15 protein-coding genes and 1 tRNA gene are annotated in these 18,784 nt (G+C 44.6%); 7 read left to right on the forward strand and 9 right to left on the reverse strand.

Annotated elements, in window-relative coordinates; translation table 11 throughout:
- Window positions 1-170: 170 nt before the first annotated feature.
- Window positions 171-245 (forward strand) — tRNA-Gly (locus tag AC5JPY_RS02800).
- A 366-nt stretch (window positions 246-611) separates the two neighbouring features.
- Complete coding sequence (locus tag AC5JPY_RS02805) at window positions 612-923, forward strand: DUF1244 domain-containing protein (protein WP_319050448.1); 312 nt, start codon at window positions 612-614, stop codon at window positions 921-923.
- A gap of 75 nt (window positions 924-998) precedes the next feature.
- On the opposite strand, the gene AC5JPY_RS02810 is transcribed toward AC5JPY_RS02805, so the two are convergent.
- Both AC5JPY_RS02810 and rluF read right to left on the reverse strand, forming a co-directional pair.
- Window positions 999-1,442 carry an SRPBCC family protein gene (locus AC5JPY_RS02810; RefSeq protein ID WP_443526352.1) on the reverse strand — a complete coding sequence of 148 codons (444 nt, stop codon included), beginning with the start codon at window positions 1,440-1,442 and terminating at the stop codon, window positions 999-1,001.
- Between the two features lie 69 nt (window positions 1,443-1,511).
- Window positions 1,512-2,507, reverse strand: a complete 996-nt coding sequence (gene rluF, locus AC5JPY_RS02815; protein ID WP_493852038.1) for a 23S rRNA pseudouridine(2604) synthase RluF — start codon at window positions 2,505-2,507, stop codon at window positions 1,512-1,514.
- Between the two features lie 444 nt (window positions 2,508-2,951).
- On the opposite strand from rluF, the gene AC5JPY_RS02820 reads away from it, so the two are divergent.
- Window positions 2,952-3,752, forward strand: a complete 801-nt coding sequence (locus AC5JPY_RS02820) for an alpha/beta fold hydrolase (RefSeq protein ID WP_493852039.1) — start codon at window positions 2,952-2,954, stop codon at window positions 3,750-3,752.
- 113 nt (window positions 3,753-3,865) lie between these two features.
- On the opposite strand, the gene AC5JPY_RS02825 is transcribed toward AC5JPY_RS02820, so the two are convergent.
- The 5 genes from AC5JPY_RS02825 to AC5JPY_RS02845 all read right to left on the reverse strand — a co-directional run bounded on the left by AC5JPY_RS02825 (window position 3,866) and on the right by AC5JPY_RS02845 (window position 10,727).
- On the reverse strand, window positions 3,866-4,570 hold the full coding sequence (locus AC5JPY_RS02825) for a hypothetical protein (RefSeq protein WP_493852040.1): 705 nt from the start codon (window positions 4,568-4,570) through the stop codon (window positions 3,866-3,868).
- Between the two features lie 302 nt (window positions 4,571-4,872).
- Window positions 4,873-6,045 (reverse strand): CaiB/BaiF CoA transferase family protein, encoded by a 1,173-nt coding sequence (locus tag AC5JPY_RS02830; RefSeq protein ID WP_493852041.1) that lies wholly within the window; start codon window positions 6,043-6,045, stop codon window positions 4,873-4,875.
- Window positions 6,038-8,239 (reverse strand): 3-hydroxyacyl-CoA dehydrogenase NAD-binding domain-containing protein, encoded by a 2,202-nt coding sequence (locus AC5JPY_RS02835; protein WP_493852042.1) that lies wholly within the window; start codon window positions 8,237-8,239, stop codon window positions 6,038-6,040. The genes AC5JPY_RS02830 and AC5JPY_RS02835 overlap by 8 nt, the downstream gene beginning before the upstream one ends.
- A gap of 71 nt (window positions 8,240-8,310) precedes the next feature.
- Window positions 8,311-9,519, reverse strand: coding sequence for an acetyl-CoA C-acetyltransferase (locus AC5JPY_RS02840; RefSeq protein WP_493852043.1), 1,209 nt, complete (start codon window positions 9,517-9,519; stop codon window positions 8,311-8,313).
- Window positions 9,520-9,575: 56 nt separating this feature from the next.
- Entirely contained in the window at window positions 9,576-10,727 is a 1,152-nt protein-coding gene (locus AC5JPY_RS02845; protein ID WP_493852044.1) for an acyl-CoA dehydrogenase family protein, read from the reverse strand.
- A 355-nt stretch (window positions 10,728-11,082) separates the two neighbouring features.
- Between AC5JPY_RS02845 and AC5JPY_RS02850 the strand changes: the two genes are divergently transcribed.
- Window positions 11,083-11,721, forward strand: a complete 639-nt coding sequence (locus AC5JPY_RS02850) for a TetR/AcrR family transcriptional regulator (protein ID WP_493852045.1) — start codon at window positions 11,083-11,085, stop codon at window positions 11,719-11,721.
- A 221-nt stretch (window positions 11,722-11,942) separates the two neighbouring features.
- Here AC5JPY_RS02850 and AC5JPY_RS02855 read toward each other — a convergent pair whose 3' ends face one another.
- Window positions 11,943-12,578: a hypothetical protein gene (locus AC5JPY_RS02855; RefSeq protein WP_493852046.1), complete on the reverse strand. Its 636-nt coding sequence runs from the start codon at window positions 12,576-12,578 to the stop codon at window positions 11,943-11,945.
- 563 nt (window positions 12,579-13,141) lie between these two features.
- On the opposite strand from AC5JPY_RS02855, the gene AC5JPY_RS02860 reads away from it, so the two are divergent.
- The 3 genes from AC5JPY_RS02860 (at window position 13,142) to AC5JPY_RS02870 (ending at window position 18,185) form a co-directional block, all read left to right on the forward strand.
- A complete protein-coding gene (locus tag AC5JPY_RS02860; RefSeq protein ID WP_493852047.1) occupies window positions 13,142-14,341 on the forward strand; it encodes a sugar transporter in 1,200 nt (399 codons plus the stop codon).
- 331 nt (window positions 14,342-14,672) lie between these two features.
- Window positions 14,673-15,935 (forward strand): MFS transporter, encoded by a 1,263-nt coding sequence (locus tag AC5JPY_RS02865; RefSeq protein ID WP_493852048.1) that lies wholly within the window; start codon window positions 14,673-14,675, stop codon window positions 15,933-15,935.
- Between the two features lie 366 nt (window positions 15,936-16,301).
- Complete coding sequence (locus AC5JPY_RS02870; protein ID WP_493852049.1) at window positions 16,302-18,185, forward strand: autotransporter domain-containing protein; 1,884 nt, start codon at window positions 16,302-16,304, stop codon at window positions 18,183-18,185.
- 169 nt (window positions 18,186-18,354) lie between these two features.
- Here the strand turns inward: AC5JPY_RS02870 and arfB are convergent, their stop codons facing one another.
- A complete protein-coding gene (gene arfB, locus AC5JPY_RS02875) occupies window positions 18,355-18,768 on the reverse strand; it encodes an alternative ribosome rescue aminoacyl-tRNA hydrolase ArfB (RefSeq protein ID WP_493852050.1) in 414 nt (137 codons plus the stop codon).
- Window positions 18,769-18,784: the final 16 nt, after the last annotated feature.

The raw sequence follows: 18,784 nt of genomic DNA on the forward strand, positions 1-18,784 counted from the left end.
TATGCAAAGCTTTTGGAATACATATTATAATAAACCGTTATAACATACATTTGTGGGCAGAGGACATGCCTATTTTAATAACTTTAATTTTTTTCGTCATAGGTGTTGACACCCAAAGAAAACTGCGTATAATACGCCTTCATCAACTGACGATAGTTAATTGATAATTAGCGGGAATAGCTCAGTGGTAGAGCATAACCTTGCCAAGGTTGGGGTCGAGAGTTCGAATCTCTTTTCCCGCTCCAAATATGGCTTGAAAGAGCACTAAAACCCTCATTTCTTACATAAGAAATGAGGGTTTTTTTTGTCTCATTTTTGGCGATTGTAGCGATTTTTAGTATGGACTAAACAATCCAGTTGCTACACAAATAGGGCTACTAAAGAAAATCACCGTGAATAGAACGTAACCATTTCAAGCTAACTTTTTAAAGCGGAAATCTCATTTCAACTATTAAAGTTATATTATAATTAGAAAGCTTTAAGCTGATAAACGGCTGCTATGATTGAGTTTATTTTGCGCGTTTTTGATACACCAACACAGGTTGCGCAATGTTTATATCATTAGTATCATCTAGTTTTAAAATAGCTCACCGACAATTAGGGAAAACCTTATGGCAAAACTAGAATCAAATATCGAATTAGAAGCTGCGGCATTTCGTCGCTTATTGGCGCATTTGGATGAGCGTAAAGATGTACAAAATATCGAGCTGATGAATCTTGCTGATTTTTGTCGTAATTGCTTGTCTAAATGGTATAAAGCTGCAGGTGAAGAGCGTGGTATTGACATCGACTACGAAGATGCGCGCGAGCTCGTTTATGGGATGCCTTACGCTGAGTGGAAAGAGAAGTATCAACAAAAAGCCACGCCAGAGCAGTTAGCGCGCTTTAATGAGATTGAAGCTGCCAAGAACAAAACCAATTAAAGCCAACGGGTAGCGGCTCAAATAAAACAGCCACTACCCGTAAGTTACATCAGACGAGCTCATATGACTACTAGATTAGCGGTTTTCTATAGATTTGAGTATACTACTAAACCCTATGGTTCCTTGTTTTTGCATTTGACGGTCGAATAGACGACCAACTAGTGGCAATGGTACCGTCAATCGACCCTCAGATACCCACGTCACGTGTGTGGTGCCATCACCCAAGTCTTTTAGGTCAATGACGCCTTTGTCGTGTCGCATCTTGATAGGTTTAGATTTTTCGATTTGGTATTGCATATGAGTAGGACGCTCAAACGCTGTAATTCGCTCCCAAAACTTAACGGGTCCTGTCTTAATGGTGCGTAAAGCGCCAACGCCATTACGCTCCTCATCACCTTCAGTGACTAACTTAGCTACTCCTACCGCTTTAAATGATCCATAGCTCGCATGGTCACTCAAGGCTTCAAAAACGTCATCGATTGGTTTTTTGACAATACGCTCTACTTTTATTTTAAACATAATAGTGTCTCGTTAAGGTTAGAATTATTTAGCTTACTGGCATTTCAAAATAAGTAAAGCAATCAGATGTTAACGTGAAGAGCGCTTAGCCCCGCGACCTTTTGAGGGACGCTTACCGTTTGTAGTGGGCTTACCATTGCCGCCAGCATTCTTGCCGCGACCAGTGGGACGTCCATCTCTGCCTTTAGACCCTGCGGGCTTTCTGGCATCATCCTTGGCATGTTTGTTACGCCCTTTTGAAGCGCCCGCCGATTTTGAAGATGGTTTTGACTTGGATGAGGTATCGTTATAAGGCTTTTTTCTTGGTGCTTTACGAGATTTTTTGCCTGAATGATTATCTTGTGACGAAGATTTTTCTACAGCTTTAAGCAAATCAGTTAACTCCTTTGGCGTGAGGTCTCGCCAATCGCCTACAGGGAGTCCTTTCAGACTGACATTCATAACTCGTGTACGTTCAAGCTTGACGACGTCATAACCAAAATGCTCACACATACGGCGAATTTGGCGGTTCAGACCTTGAATGAGTGTGATATTGAATATGTTGGGCGCAACCTTAGTTACGGGGCATTTTTTCGTCATTTTGCCTAGCATCGGCACGCCACCTGCTAGCCCTTCAATAAAGCTGTCCGTTATCGGCTTATTGACCGTAACCAGATATTCTTTTTCGTGGTTGTTACCAGCACGCAATACTTTATTGACCAGATCACCATTGTTGGTCAAAAAGATCAGTCCTTGAGAGTCTTTGTCCAGTCGACCAATAGGGAAAATACGAACCCCATGTCTAACAAAATCGACAATATTGTTTTTCTCAGAGCTTTCTGTCGTGCTCACGATACCCACGGGCTTATTCAAAGCGATAAATACAAAATCATCAGGCTCTCGCGGCTCAATCAACTGTCCGTTTACTTTTACGGTATCGCCAGCGACCACTTGATCACCGACCGCCGCACGCTTGCCATTGATGTATACGTTACCCTGCTCCACAAAGCGGTCAGCGTCACGCCGTGAGCAAATACCACTTTCACTGATATATTTATTTAGACGAGTCGAGGAAGCGTTAAACATAAAGCACCGTTTTACCTGATAAGAAGTATTTTTACTAAGAAAGTCTACATTGAATGGGACGTCCATAACGAGACTGCTGACATTATATAGGAAATCCAGTAACCCTTTGAGCAGAGATGGGCAAAAACCTAGAAATATATACAGAGTCGTGTAATCGTAAATAGCGGTAAGGTGACTTATTAATGATAGCGACTCTCAGACAGGCGTATACGGAGTCATTCGTAGTGTACCTTTTATAATGACAATGGTACTGATGCAACCCATCAACTTTGATGCTTACTTCAGTAAAAGACTACCTTACCATTCATCGCTTTCAATGACCAAAGAACTCTGATACAAATAATAAGGTTAAAGGATTAACACAGATATCACACAACGTAGATATGACGCCCTATTTATTATGCGTGTTATCAGACTCAATAGTGTTCACACAAGGAAAAGATCATGCCAAATATTAATGTCAACGGAACCACCCTGTTCTATAGCGATGATGGTCCCAAAGATGCACCAGTATTGGTACTAAGTCACTCGCTATTTTTTGATCACAAAATGTTTGTTCATCAGATAGAACAGTTATCTAAAACCATTCGCATTATAAGTTATGACGATCGAGATCAAGGTCGAAGTGCGCGTTCAGAGCTTGTAAGCGTTAATATGGATACCCACACCAACGATGCTATCGCCTTGATTGAAGCACTTGAACTAGGACCTTGTTTCTTCGCTGGTAACTCTATGGGCGGATTTATTGCGCTACGTTTAGCCGCTCGCCGTCCAGATTTATTAAAGGGTTGTATTGTACTTGGATCTAGCGGAGAGCTTGAGTACAAACTAGCCGATTTTTCACCTTTGGTAGAAGGATTAAGTGCACAAGGTACTGAGCCATTTATAGACACACTTATGTACATAATGTTTGGCGATGATTACTTGGCAAATGCCTCTCGAGCAAGCGAGCGTGAGTACTGGCGCGAACATATGCTAAAGCTAGAACCAGACATTGCGCGTAGTGCCGATGGCGTTATTCATCGTACGGGTATACTAGATGAGATTGAGGGCTGTCAGGTACCTATGCTGGTATTGGCAGGTGAGCAAGACCATGCGTATGAAGTACCTCTGTCAGAAAATATTGTTAAAAAGGTAGCAGATGGCAAAATGTTTGTCATTCCAAAGGCCGGTCACTCGGTAGCACTTGAGCAGCCAGAAATCGTTAATAATTTTATTGCCGATTTTATCTCAGCACATTCGTAATGATATGAGAGGCACTTAACCATAGCAATCAAAGGGCGCTTTAGATCTATAATCTAGAGCGCCCTTTTATGGTGTGCCAAATGACTACTCATCTTACAAGATAGTGCTTCACCCTACTCGGCATCATCTAAAAGCCTATTTAACTCATCTACCATGGCATCATCTATGATGCTGTTTTCTACATAGCTGACCATTTCATCTATAGTTGTCAGGTCCATTGCACGAATACCTAACTCAGCCAGTTGCTTATTGATAGACGCTAAGCTGTCGTTGTCTTCAGCCTCATCTAACAAGTCTTCTTCGAATCGACCTCTAACGAACCAATACATCTTTTCGAGTACCGTGTCTTTTTTGGTCAATGTAGAATAGCCATCACCGTAGATAAATAGATTGAAATGATAAGGTATCTCTACATCATTAATAAAAAATTTACGCTGGCACTCTAACGTGTAGGCTTGGATCTCTTCACCTTCCGCACTATCCGCGCTTGTATCGTCTTCGTCATATTCAATCGCTTCCTCTACCAACCCGCCCAGCAGTTGATAGTCGCCTACTTTGATTTTGTGATTATAAATAATAGCAGAGTCTGCGATTGCATCGAAAATAATAGCACTAACATCTAACGTATGATTATCAATATCATAAAATGCTTTGAGCGCTGGCAGAAACTCTGTCAGCTTATCTTCGGGTACTTGAATAAGGAACTGCTGCTCATATATTTTGATCATATCTTCAGGAGCATAGGTATTGGCAGTATCGTTCTCATTTCTACCAGTAGGTTGCAAAGGTAGGAAATTATATGGGTTATTTGTGGTCATTCAGAACGGCCTTTTTGCTTAAGTTAATGTGTTGAATGTCTGTATTTCTCAGTCTCTAAGAGCCTTTGAACGTGATACTATTTTTCAGTACCGTAAGAATTTAGGACTTATGAGTGTATTGTCTCTTATTCAGACAATTTTAGATAGACAGTTATAAATATACACGTTCAATCACTTTACTTTAGACAGGCAGTCTAAATGGTACAGACTAAAGAGACGATACTAGCCAGCAGCGGCTTGGTATCGCCTTCAATTACTAATCCAACTTTCACTTTTCGCTAAAGCTACCTACATACTAGTCGTTAATAGATTCGCTGCCACCCAGGCGTTGTATGATGCTCGTCTTGATGTGCAAATAATGGATGCGCTTTAGCTTCATATAAATTCAATACAGGCGTCACACAGACATCCGTTGCTGCAAATACGCCCTGCCAATGCTCAAGCGTCTGACTGGCAAATGTCTCCGCCATTGTTTTGGTGGCTGTTTGACTTTCAGGCGTAGTTGGCATGACCCCAAGCTGCCAATGTATGTCTTTAAGGGCAGGCAAATCCAAAACCTCGCATAAACCTTGCCAAAATTTTAGCTCCAATGCACCAACGGCCATATAGCGTAGGTCAGCGGTTTGGTACAGTCGGTAACATGGCAATGCGCCACCTAAAAAATCGTGCTGCGGCATAGGCGGCGTTGCTGAAGTATCACCTGACAAACGATTGATTAACTTGCCGGTTACCTTTGGCATGACCATATGATTATAAAGGCTATGCGTCATACTAATAGCAATATGTCGTCCTTTGCCGGTACGCTGGGCGGCAAACACAGCAGCCAGTAGCGCAATCACTGCTGTATCACTACCACCTGCCAAGTCCGCAAACTGGATGTTGGGCATGGCCTGCCCGCCCTCTGCTGTTTTTAACTGATCAAGCACACCGCTCATAGCCATGAAATTGATATCGTGACCGGCCTTGTCAGACCAATGATGAGTTACTTGAGAGTTATCTTTTAAGTGGGCGTCTTCTAAGTAAGCACCTTCTAGATGCACACCTTCTTTTCCGTGAGACTCTTCTTTTGTGTCTTTGCCTGCCACACCATAACCAGTAATCGACACCATGACTAGCTTTGGGTTGATAGTATGAAGCGTCTTGGCATCTAGTCCGATGTCCGCAAGGATACCTGGACGAAAGCTGTCTAGCATCACGTCAGCATTTTTAAGATGTGCTTTTATACTATCTATCGCTTTAGAATCATGAAAGTCATGCTTCTCAGTCGTCTTACCATGGTTTAAAGCCGCAAATAGCTCACCAAACACGCGAGCAGGATCGCCTTGTTTGGGTTCTATTTTGAGGATGTCTGCCCCTAGATCTGCAAGCAGGCGCGTGGCAAAGGGCCCTGGTAGGTTACGAGTCAAATCGACGACTCGTAACCCTTGTAGACAATCTGCCATTTGACCATGATTTGATACATGTACATCAGTCATCAGAGAACGCCTCGCCTTTGGCTGCCATGTCTAACAATATCTGGGCAGGCTCGAATCGTTCGCCGTATTTGGCCGCCAGCTCGCGACTACGCTTGACGAACTCACTGACACCCATTGCATTGATAAACTGTAGCGTCCCGCCGTGCTGTGGGGCAAACCCCCAGCCAAAGATAGACCCTATATTGGTATCGGCGACCGAGCGTACGACGTTTTCTTCATAGCATCTCGCAGATTCATTGGCTTGAATAAACATTAAGCGATCAACTAGGTCCTGCTGTGAGGGTTGCTCTGACTGTGGTGGATACAAGTTGATAAGCTCAGGCCATAAATGCTTATTACCGTTTTCTGGATAATCATAGAACCCTTTGCCATTTTTTTTGCCTTCGCGCCCATGCTCATTGACCAGTGTCTTTAGTATCTCGTAAGAAAGGCGCACAGTGACAGATTTGCCTTCGGCTGCCATATCCACCTGCTGCTGCTCGCTGACATGTAACGCTAGACTCAGTGACACTTCATCTTGCAATGCCAGGGGCGGCATAGGCATGCCCGTTCTTAATCCAGCGACTTCGATACTACGCGGATGGACACCCTCGCCCAGCATCGCGATGCCCTCTGATACATAGGTACCAAATACTCTGGAAGTATAAAATCCATGGCTGTCATTGACGACGATAGGCGTTTTGCCGATTTGCAAAACATAATCGAACGCTTTGGCGAGCGTCACATCGTCGGTTTGCGCGCCTACGATGATTTCGACCAGTGGCATCTTGTCTACTGGTGAGAAAAAATGCAGACCAATAAATTGATTTGGACGAGTGCTGGCTTTTGCCAGTCCTGTAATAGGTAACGTTGAGGTATTAGACGCATAAATAGCTGTGCTTGGAATCACTGCCTCACTCTGCTGGGTACACTTGGCTTTGATTTCTCGGTTTTCAAATACTGCTTCGATGATGAGATCACAATCAGCCAAATCATCGTAAGAGACGGTTGGCGTGATACGTGTTAAGAGGGTTTGCTTTTTCTCTTCGGTAGCGCGCTTTCGGCTGATGGCTTTATCCAAAATGTTAGCAGAATACGCTTTGCCTTTTTCAGCATTCGCAATATCTGTATCCAATAGCACGACATCTATACCTGCTTTAGCAGTGACATAAGCGATGCCTGCGCCCATCATACCAGCCCCTAAGATACCGACTTTTTTGGTCGGTGTCCGCTCAAACCCTTGAGGGCGAGACTGACCTTTCTTGATATTATTCAGCTGCGTCCATAGGGTGTTGATCATGTTTTTTGATTCAGTCGACAGCACACAAGCGGCAAAATAACGCGACTCAATTTCAAGTCCCGTATCGATATCTACCAAACAGCCCTCAAACACACAAGACATAATATGAGTAATCGCTGGATAGTTGCCGTGAGATTTTTGATTGGCCATAGCTGGGGCGATGGAGAATATAGGCACCACTTTGGGGTGTTTGCTATCACCACCAGGGATTTTAAAGCCTTTCTTATCCCATGGCTGCTGCACGCTTAGATTATTTTGAATCCAGTCCTTAGCCTGCACCAGCATATCTGCATGATCGATAGCTGTCGCATCAATCAGACCGATGTCTTTCGCCGCAGCGACGCGCAACTCTTTGCCTTGCGTCATCAGCTCTAGTGCCACTTGAATACCGACCAATCGCGGCAAGCGCTGCGTACCGCCGCCGCCCGGCAGCAAGCCCAATTTCACCTCAGGTAGACCAAGCTTAGCCTTCGGCGTATCAATGGCAATGCGATAATGACAGGCAAGCGCCAACTCTAAACCACCGCCCAGCGCCGTTCCCGTCATCGCAGCGACCACAGGCTTGCCTGAGGTTTCAAGCTGACGCAAACTCCCTTTGAGCGCTTCAGTTAATATAAATGCTTGCTCTGCTGTCTCGATCTTACCCAATTGGTCGATATCTGCGCCAACTACAAAGGTGTCTTTGGCAGAAGTGAGAATCAAGCCTTTGGCTGAGTCATCATTGATAACGCTATCGACCATTGTGGCGAACGACTCCGTAAAACCGTCACCGATGACATTCATTTTGCGTTTGCTTTGGTCAATTGTAACGGTGACGATGCCATCGTCATCACGCTGGGCGGAGAAGTTTTCTAATGCTTTAATGACTGTCACGCTATCTGTTGTCTGGTTAGCTGCCTGGTTGTTTGTCATCATTTTTATCCCTTAAATGATTCTTTATCTATTGTTTTTTGCCTACTTGTTTTTCATTTTATTTGAGAAAGAAGTTAAACGCGCTCGATGATGGTGGCAATGCCCATACCACCGCCCACACATAGCGTGATCATGGCGGTCTTGAGGTCACGGCGCTCTAACTCATCGAGGACGGTCGTCATTAGCATCGCACCCGTTGCCCCAAGCGGATGACCCATGGATATTGCACCACCATTAACATTGACAATATCAAGCGAGATTCCAAAATCATCAGCGGTATTCATCGGGACAGCAGCGAATGCTTCGTTGATTTCCCACAGGTCTATATCAGAGGCTTGCATGCCCGCTTTATCGAGGGCTTTTTGGCAAGCTGGCGTTGGACCTGTCAGCATGATGGCAGGTTCTGAGCCAATAACTGATGCCATCGTGATTTTGGCGCGTGGTTTTAGACCTGCTTTTTGACCAGCAGCAGCACTACCGACCAAACAAATCGCGGCCCCATCAACGATGCCTGAAGAGTTGCCCGCATGATGCACATGGTTGACGGTTTCAATCGTGGTATATCGGTCCAATATCACGCTATCAAAACCCATCTTGCCTGGCATAACAAAGGAAGGTTTAAGACCCGCTAAAGTCTCGACATTGGTATTAGGGCGGATGGTTTCATCTTTATCCAGTAGCATCATACCGTTGAGATCGGTGACAGGGACGACAGATTTGTCGTAATAGCCCTTCTCCCATGCCTGTGCAGCGCGGCGATGCGACTCGGTGGCAAAAGCATCGACATCACTACGACTAAAGCCTTTGAGCGTTGCGATGGTGTCTGCACCCACGCCTTGCGGTACGAAATGCGTCGCGTCATTGACGCGTGGATCCATGTACCAAGCGCCGCCATCAGAGCCCATCGGCACGCGGCTCATGGACTCAACGCCGCCCGCCACCACCATATCCTCCATTCCTGACATGACTTTAGCAGCCGCCAAATTGATAGACTCTAGACCAGAGGCACAAAAGCGAGACAAGGTTACTCCAGCCACACTTTGTGCCCAACCAGCATCAATGACGGCAATACGTGCAATATCCGAGCCTTGTTCACCCACTGGCGTCACGCAGCCAAGCACAACATCGTCGACCAGACTGGTATCCAAGTTGTGTCGTTGTTGCATCTCCTTTAATAGAGTACGCGTTAGCCAAATCGGTGATGCCTGATATAAGGAGCCGTCCTTTTTTCCTTTGCCACGTGGCGTACGGATAGCATCGTAAATATATGCAGTCTCAGTCATAAAAAATCCTTTTTTATTTTTAAATAAACCATCATTTCAATCAATAAGCGACACGCCTACATAAAGCGTGAAGCCAGCTCTTTCATAATCTCATTGGTACCGCCATAGATTTTTTGTACGCGGGCATCAGCGTATAGACGTGCGATAGGATATTCTGTCATATAGCCATAGCCACCAAACAGCTGTACACATTCATCCAGCACTTCACATTGTTTTTCGGTAACCCAGTATTTGATCAGTGATGCATGCGGTACAGATAGTTTATTCTCAAGCATGGCATCTACTGCCGCGTCACACATGCTGCTAGCAGCAAGATAATCGGCATAGCACTCTGCCATCTTGAAGCGGGTATTCTGAAACTTCCAGATGGGCTTGCCAAAAGCTTCGCGACCTTTTACATAATCTAGGGTCAAGTTGATCGCTAGCTTCATCGACCCAATACCTGATAACGCAATGATCAGACGCTCACGTGGCAACTCCTGCATCATTTGTATAAAACCCATACCTTCTACCGTACCTAAGAGGTTGGTTTGTGGCACACGTACATTACTAAAGAACAGCTCTGAGGTATCTTGCGACGTCAGACCAATCTTATCGAGATTGCGTCCACGCTCAAACCCTTCTACTTTATCGGTTTCTACGATAATAAGAGAAACGCCTTGTGCGCCTTTTTCACGGTCTGTTTTGCAGGCTAACAAAATCAGATTGGCATGCTGACCGTTGGTGATAAAAGTCTTTGAACCATTAATGATGTAGTCATCACCGTCTTTTACTGCATAGGTTTTGATGTTTTGTAAATCAGACCCTGTACCAGGTTCGGTCATAGCGATGGCGCCAATGTATTCGCCTGTTGCCATCTTGGGTAGCCATGTTTGTTTTTGTTCCTCAGTACCGTGGTCTAAAATATAGGGCGCGACGATACCTGAGTGCACCATGCCGCCAAATCCTGACTGATTGGCCTCAGTCTGTGCGTAGATAAGCGCCGCCTCATGACCAAAATCACCACCGCCGCCACCATACTCGCTTGGTATCGCCGCACACAGAAACCCCATTTCTCCCGCCTCTTCCCACGCATCGCGATCAATCATGCCGTTTTTGCGCCACTGCTCGTCTTTGGGATCCCAAGATTGAAACATTTTTAGGGCACTGTCGTGCACCATCTGATGCTCTTCGGTCATCCAGTTCGGAGTGAATTTTTCGATACTCATAATGTCTATCCTTGACAAGGTTAAGTGAACAACAACGATATCTACGTTATTTTAGTAAAGAGACAAATTACGGTAATTTATATTACCATTAGCTATAGGCTATAAATTCATTGTATTTGCTGATAACTGAGTCTTATACTAGGTGATGAAAAATAAATTCGCAATCAAATGAGTAAAAATGGTAATTATCGTTACTCATTAAGTATAGATAAAATAGGCTTTTATCAATCAGGCTATATCATCAGATATCTAGCAAGTGCTATGCATGAGATAGACCATGACTTAACGTAGTGATAAATAATCGATGCTGAATAGGTAGTGATAAACAGGCAGTGATAAATAAGGAATGATAAGTATGACCGTCGCCAATCAGTTAGATGATGCCAACCCAACTCGAGCTCTAGCCTCTCTATCCGATATGCGGCCTGCAACTTTGGAGAAAATTGAGAAGGCGGTTCGTCAAGATTTTGCAGGATTTGACGCAAATGAGGTAACGATGGCACAGATTGCAAAATCTGCAAATGTCTCATTGCAAACGCTCTACAAGTACTTCGGCGACAAACAAACGCTGTTTTATACCATTATGGATATTGTGCTGGGCAGATTGGCTGCTCGTATCATGGATCATCTGCAAGGTATTGATAGCGTCCAAGATCGTCTGCGAAAAACGCTGTGGGTGTGTTTTGACTTTGTCGACTCGCACCCAGATGCAGTGATGGTGCTCTCATCTGTATCGGCATCACGGATACGTAATATCGCAATCTACGAAAACAAAGAGCTGATCGGGGCGTTTTTGGCGGTACTAGAAGATGGGCAAAATCGTGGGGTACTCAATGATACCGTTCCCTTACATATACTCTTCGATGTGTTTATGGGCTTTATCAGTCGTCTTGGACTCATGCATACCATTCGCCAAACAGAGACACCCATAAATGCAGAGTTTGATGCACTATTCACTATTTTGTGGCGTGCTATCTCTAAACCTGAGGTTTAATATGATACTTGTACAACGATTCTTATGCCTCAATGTTTAGCACAAGAAGGTATTCAACACACTAACCGTAATTAAAAAAACCAAAAAGCCCCACGACAAAGTGAGGCTTTTTTCTGTCTTTTAAAATTTTTTATTTTTTGAAACTATTTGTCTTTTAAAATCAATCTGATTATTCAGTCAATATAACTAATCAGTTAAGCTGATTGTATATTCACAGTATTTCAGATGCTACTAGATTTCGGCAATCCGTACTCTATATGTTCGATCCTGTGATTGGGTTTCTCGATAGTCAGCTGATAACTTTTTATAACCCCATCATATGGCAAATGGCTCTCATACTGCTGATAGTGCTCACAGATACACTCTTCAATCGCTGACTTACGTGCAGCATCGTCTAATTTGGCAAAACCATTAGGCAGATATACTTGCGCAAAACGCGACGCTGCATCGCGAGACATCCAGTTTGTGCTACTGACAAAGGTAAAACCCACATCGGCACGCAAGCTATATTTGGGTAGTGTATTGGAATGGTTCGCTACATCATCCTTAATCTGAGCGATGTCTTCTGCGAATGGCTGATACGGTATCTCAAGCACAGCGAACAGTGCTACCAAAAATTCATCTGCCGTAAAGTATTTATCCATATAGCTGCCATCGAGTCCGAGGTGCTTGTTCGATAGCACATGGCGCAGGCGGTCATAGGCGGGTATGGTGTGTTTGAGAGGATAGCCCATTTGCTTGACGATATCTTGCGGGCGCAGCTCAAGCGACTCTATTTGATTAATTATATACTGCGCTAGAGAATGGCGTGGATGATAACGACGGGTATATTTAGATGGATTAGTAATGTGGCTCATGATATTGAACACCTTAGACTCCTGTAACTCCGACAAAAAAGGTTGAGATATGCCAATTAGGCAAAAAATCAGGCACAAATGAGGGTGTCGGAGTACAGGCTCATGCGCTTTACCAGAGTTGTTTTATATCGTGCTGGAAGTTGCAAGGTTTGAATGCTGTCACAAGGTTTGCCTCATGATCGGTCAGTCAAAACTGTTAAACCCACGATAGATCGTTCAACGATGATAGCACATCAGATGACAGAAAATAAATACTGATATGTTTACTTATTTTGCAAATATCAGCAGCTGCTGTTTTGGGTTATAAGTATGTCTTAATATTCGTTATGGTACGTTGCCTCATCCATCCAAATGATAGAATTAAAGCGCTCTAATATCATTGCCCAATAGCGCTGTATGCCATGCACTCCTTTAGCAAAGTCTACGTAACATCTCTTATCAGAAAACACCTATGACAATCCTCTTTGACTTGCTATCTTGCACCGCGACCCTTGTATTACCAAATGTCTGCCCCACCTTGAGTTATCACTCGTAGTATTAGCACCTGCTTTGTATTGGATCTTATGACACATAACCTTGAGGCCAGCGCAAACGCTCGCCGAACTCAGTATTTTCAAGTATTTTTGATGGGCGTTAGTGCCTTCATTATGAACACTACAGAATTCGTTCCTGTGGCACTGCTCAGTGATATTGCCCAAGACTTCTCTATCACTACGGCGGAGACGGGATGGATGCTGACACTCTATGCTTGGATTGTCGCAGCGATGTCATTACCGCTGATGCTACTGACCAGCCGATTTGAGCGCAAACGACTGCTGTTGGGAATTTTTGCGGTATTCATCGCCAGTCATGTGCTGTCTGTATTTGCATGGAGTTTTGACGTGCTGCTCATTAGCCGCGTCGGTATTGCACTATCGCATGCGATATTTTGGTCCATCACAGCAGCTATTGCCATACGCGTGGCTCCTGAAGGCAAAAAAGCGTTGGCACTCAGTGTACTGGCGACTGGCACTTCATTGGCAATGGTATTGGGTGTGCCGCTAGGTCGCTTGGTCGGTCAATGGTTCGGTTGGCGCGCCACTTTTGGCGGTATTGGTTTCATTGCGCTGGTGGTATTTGTGCTACAGGCGAGGCTTTTGCCCACGCTGCCCAGTATGTTTGAGGGGTCTTTTAGAAAAATTCCAGAATTACTCAAAAACCCACTATTGGTCTGCTTATATTTGCTTATCTTATTGGTCTTTACCGCCCACTATACGGCGTATTCTTATATAGAGCCGTTTATGCGTCAGGTTGGTGACATCAGCGAAAACGCAGCGACTTTTGTGTTGCTGCTGTTTGGCGCGGCAGGTATTTTGGGCAGTATTATATTTAGTCGTTGGGGCGATAGGTTCAATACTCAGTTGATGCTGATGTCGACGATATTGATACTGGTAGCGATGTTGACACTATTGTTTGTCGTGACCTCAGTATGGGCGCTTAGTATCAACGCCATACTGTGGGGTACGGCGCTCATGCTACTGATCATCTCGATGCAGGCCAAAGTCATCATGGTGGATGTCAACGCCCAAGACATGCTCATGTCGATGTTCTCAGGTATTATTAATCTGGGAATCGGTACGGGTGCGCTATTTGGCGGTTATGCTGTCACCCACATCTCGCTGTCTAGCGTCGGCTATGCGGGTGCTGCGATTGCCAGTCTTGCGCTACTTCTCATGCTATTTATGATAAAACGTTTTCCTGAGCTGAGTCGGCGACTGGGTTAATCAAAAACACTATCAAAAGATAGTCATTAAAAAATAGCAGTAAACATGCCAGCCATATAAACGGGCTGGTATTTTTTTTGTCATTGTCTCTTAGTTCATTGCAAGAATTTACTTAAACTTTCATTGAACGAACGTTCACGTATCGTTATACTGATTTCTATTGGACAAAAGCATGCTTAATCGATAAGCATACTTAATAAAAGATCGACAAGGATTGAGCACACAAGGATGCGTGTAAAATGAATGACACTAAAAACAGGGACGCTGTCGTCTACGCTCTGCCTTTAACGGCATTGAATATTGCCAATTTTCAGCTTGTTGGAGGTTGGTGATGTCGAACGGATCAAATCAACGAGAGAACCAGAACAGCACCGCACCGCTTAGACTAGGCAATGTGCATTATGCTTGGATCGTCGCTATGACTGGGTCTGTGGCAATGTTCTGCGGACTAGGATTGGGGCGATTTGCCTTCGGTATGCTATTGCCCTCTATGTCATCTTCTTTGGGGCTGAATTACACCCAAAGTGGCCTATTGGGATTTACCAACCTAATAGGCTATCTCGTCGCCGTACTTCTGAGTCCATTAGTGCTACCGCGACTTGGCACTCGCAATACTGCGACAGCCAGTCTGCTCCTTATTGCAGTTTCTATGCTTGGTATGGCTTTTACGACAGGGTTTCCGGCATTATGTGCACTCTATGTGCTGACAGGTATCGGTAGCGGCGGTGTGGTTTTACCAATGATGAGCGTCATGTCACATTGGTTTTTTCCATCGCATCGCGGACTTGCCTTAGGACTCGTCATGGCAGGCCCGGGATTTGGCATTATACTATCAGGTTTTGTGGTACCCAAACTTGTGCCCCTTTTAGGCCTACTATCCTGGCAGGCAGGCTGGCTCATTTTTGCTGTTATCAACGTGGTAGTGGCTTTGCTGACTTTTACTTTGATTCGCAACCATCCAGATGATGTGAGGCAAGACCCTTTTGGACGCACCCCTACCTCACCTGTCAAAAACAAAAAAAAGCTAGAACGCAGCAATATCAAGCTACTCGTACATTTGGGTATCATCTTTGCGATTTATGGTGCCACTTATATGGTTTACGTCACCTTTATCGTCACTAGCATGGTCGGCGCTTATCAACTGAGCGAGGCGACTGCTGGTGGCATTTGGGCATGGATTGGACTGCTTAGCATGTTTTCAGGCATGTTGTTTGGTTGGATCTCTGACCACATTGGCAGACGCCTTGGTCTTGCCTTGGCTTTTTTCTTCTTGGCTATCGCTTATCTGTTGGTCGGACTCACTGATTGGCAGTTAGGGCTGTATTTATCAATTGCCTTGTTTGGCATAGTGGTGTGGAGTGTTCCTGTCATCATGGCTGCCTCTGCAGGCGATTATTTTGGAGCGGCAGCCGCAGCAAGTGCGCTCGCGGCACTGACGTTTGCTTTTTCAGGTGGACAGGCGCTTGGACCTGTGCTGGCAGGTTATCTTGCAGAGATTACTGGGGACTTTAGTATCAGCTATCTACTATCTGGCATCGCAGCTTTTGTGGCACTTGGACTGTCTCTGTTGTTGCGTCCACAAAAATCAACTTGAGACTGCTATACGTACACTGATACTCCTAGCTATACGGGCACTGTTTTTGATAGCGCTTTTTCTGTAATGCCTTATATATCGCACTACTCTCTACGCTATGTATGATTAGAAATGTGTTGGGTTAAATATAGAGATGGCTCAGTTAAAATAGCTGATCTAAAAAGTTGCAATCTCCATATGCATCATATACTTACCGCTTCTCTATAATAGAGGACCATAATTAATTGCTACAGATTTTTTAAAGCTTTGCAACTGATATTTTGACCGCTATGTTCTTTTATTTTTGCTATCAAAAGGATTGATAGCTTGCCCAAAAGCGGTTACACTCGGCTGACAAACTATTACATTTACGACAAGGAAGTCGCTATGTCTCGTCATACCCTTCTCCCCGCAGTCAGTCAGACTACGCTCAAAACGCTCACCAAAAGCATGTTAGCCATTACGCTATGTACAGCAGGATTTGCTCACGCTAATGATTATAGTAGCGTGACTTTTTTTGGTGATAGCTTGACCGATGGCGGCTACTTTAGCCAAGTTGTGCCAGGTCCTGCTCAGTTCACTACTAACCCTGATAATACCTGGGCGACCTCATTTGCTGAACAGCTAGGTACAACTGCTACTCCTGTTGTTTTTGGTAGTCCTCAAACTGGTAATAACTATGCTATTGGTGGTGCAAGAGCAGGCGAAGATGAAGTGTTCCCTGGTGGTGTTCCCATTGCTTCTGCCAATAGCCAAGTCAGTAATTACTTAGCTGATAACAACGTCGATCCTAATGGACTCTATGTCGTTTGGGCAGGGGCAAATGATTTGCTGGCGGCGGGTGAAGACTCTGATAATGCTCAAGCTACCATACTAGGCGCAGTAGCCAGCCAGATTGATACGATTAATACTCTAAAGGATAATGGCGCAAACTACATTTTAGTGCCTAATATTCCTGATGTTGGCCTGACGCCTAGATTTCTTCCAGATCCAAGTTTAGAAGGACAAGAGCTCGCAGACGCTTTAGCCGCCCAAGGGGCTGCAACTGGCGCAACTGGTCTATATAATCAATTTATGCTCAGTGGCGTGGCGGGTACTGGGGCTAATATCATACCCCTAGATATGTTTAGCTTGTCACGAGAAATCATTGCATCACCTGCTCAGTATGGCTTTACCAATGTTACTGATGAAGCCTGCGGTGACAATAATAGCTCTCTAACTTGTGGACCTGATGATCTTGTAGAGGTAAACGCCAACGAAAACTACTTCTTCGCTGATGGTATCCACCCCACAGGACGCACGCATCAATTGATTGCCGATTATGCAAATGCGGTTGTCACGGCACCAAGTCTAATAGGCGTTTTACCTCATATTGCGACGACCACTGGACTGGCAACCAATGAGCGCTTGCAGTCACACATCAATCAAGTCCAAAATAGCGCGCAAAAACCTGCCCGTGCTCTATGGGCAGTCGGTGAAGTTGCCAATCAAGAGATTGCAGGGTTTGACGGTGACAATAACACTCAGGTATTGCTTGGTGTAGATTTTGCTCATCCAAACTCAGCCAACGCGGTGACAGGTTTATATGGCCATATCACCCAAAAAGACTTTGAAGACTCCGATGTCGGTACTGGTTTGAGTGACATTGATCTTGGAGAGGTTGGTTTTGGTGTCTACCATAGCAACAACCTTGGCGGTTTGCAGCTCAATGGTGCTGCAGGGTTTGGCAACATGGATGTCGATGTCACACGTAATGTCACACTTGGTGGCAACCGACAACAGTTTGAGTCAAATGCTGATGGCAAGCGCTTCTATGCTAATGTACAGGCAGGCTACCCTATGCAAGTCAGTCGCATTGCCATCACCCCTTATATCGGTGCGACAGCGAGCCGCGTAAAAATCGACGGACTCAAAGAAAAAGAGATGTCTGGCATCGCCATGCAGTTCGATGAACAAAAATACTCTACGACATATGGCAAGCTTGGGCTGAAAGCCAATCATACTTTGATGGAAAACCTCAACGTATTTGGTGATATTCATTATCGAAAGCAGCTGAGTGACAATCGCGATGCGGTGACTGCACGTTTGAATACGCTACCGAACATCAGCTTTGAGACGCCTACGATCGAAACTGATGATGATAACGTTGCTATGACACTTGGCCTGTCTAGAAGCTTTGGCTTGTTGAACGCCAATGCTGGCGTCACACACTCACAAGGTGATGATGACGACTCAACCAGCTTATTTGTTGGTCTTAGCGGTGCATTCTAAACAACTAGCGAATCTGTAATAATGGATTGCGGTATAGGTGATAACTAATCTCCTATACCGATTTTCATTTTAAAATACCTATAATAGCTTTTACCGCGTAATATCTTCTAATGCAATTATCTTCTACTGAAAATATGTCTTAACAACAAAATCTAATATAGCAAACCTTCTAAAAATCCACTTTACCGCGTAAGGCTTTTGTTTTACCACGCTGGGTTTTTTGGTCTACGCGTTTGCGTTTGGCATTTCTACTAGGCTTGGTCGGTTTTCTGGTTTTATTGACGTAAGTGGCTTTTGTGATAAAGCTCTGCAGTCGCTCAAATGCGTCAATCTTATTACGCTCTTGCGTACGAAACTGCTGCGCTTTTATGATGAGCACACCTTCTTTGGTGATGCGGCTATCTTTGCTGTCTAGCAATCGCCGCTTGTATTCGTCGCTCAGACTTGAGGAATGAATATCAAAACGCAGATGAATGGCAGAGGATACTTTGTTGACATTCTGCCCGCCTGCACCTTGTGCGCGTATCGCACTGATTTCAACCTCGTTGTCATTGAGGCTGATACGGTTGTTGATAAATATCATAGTATGCTTTTATAAA

Source organism: Psychrobacter sp. H27 (assembly GCF_059072655.1).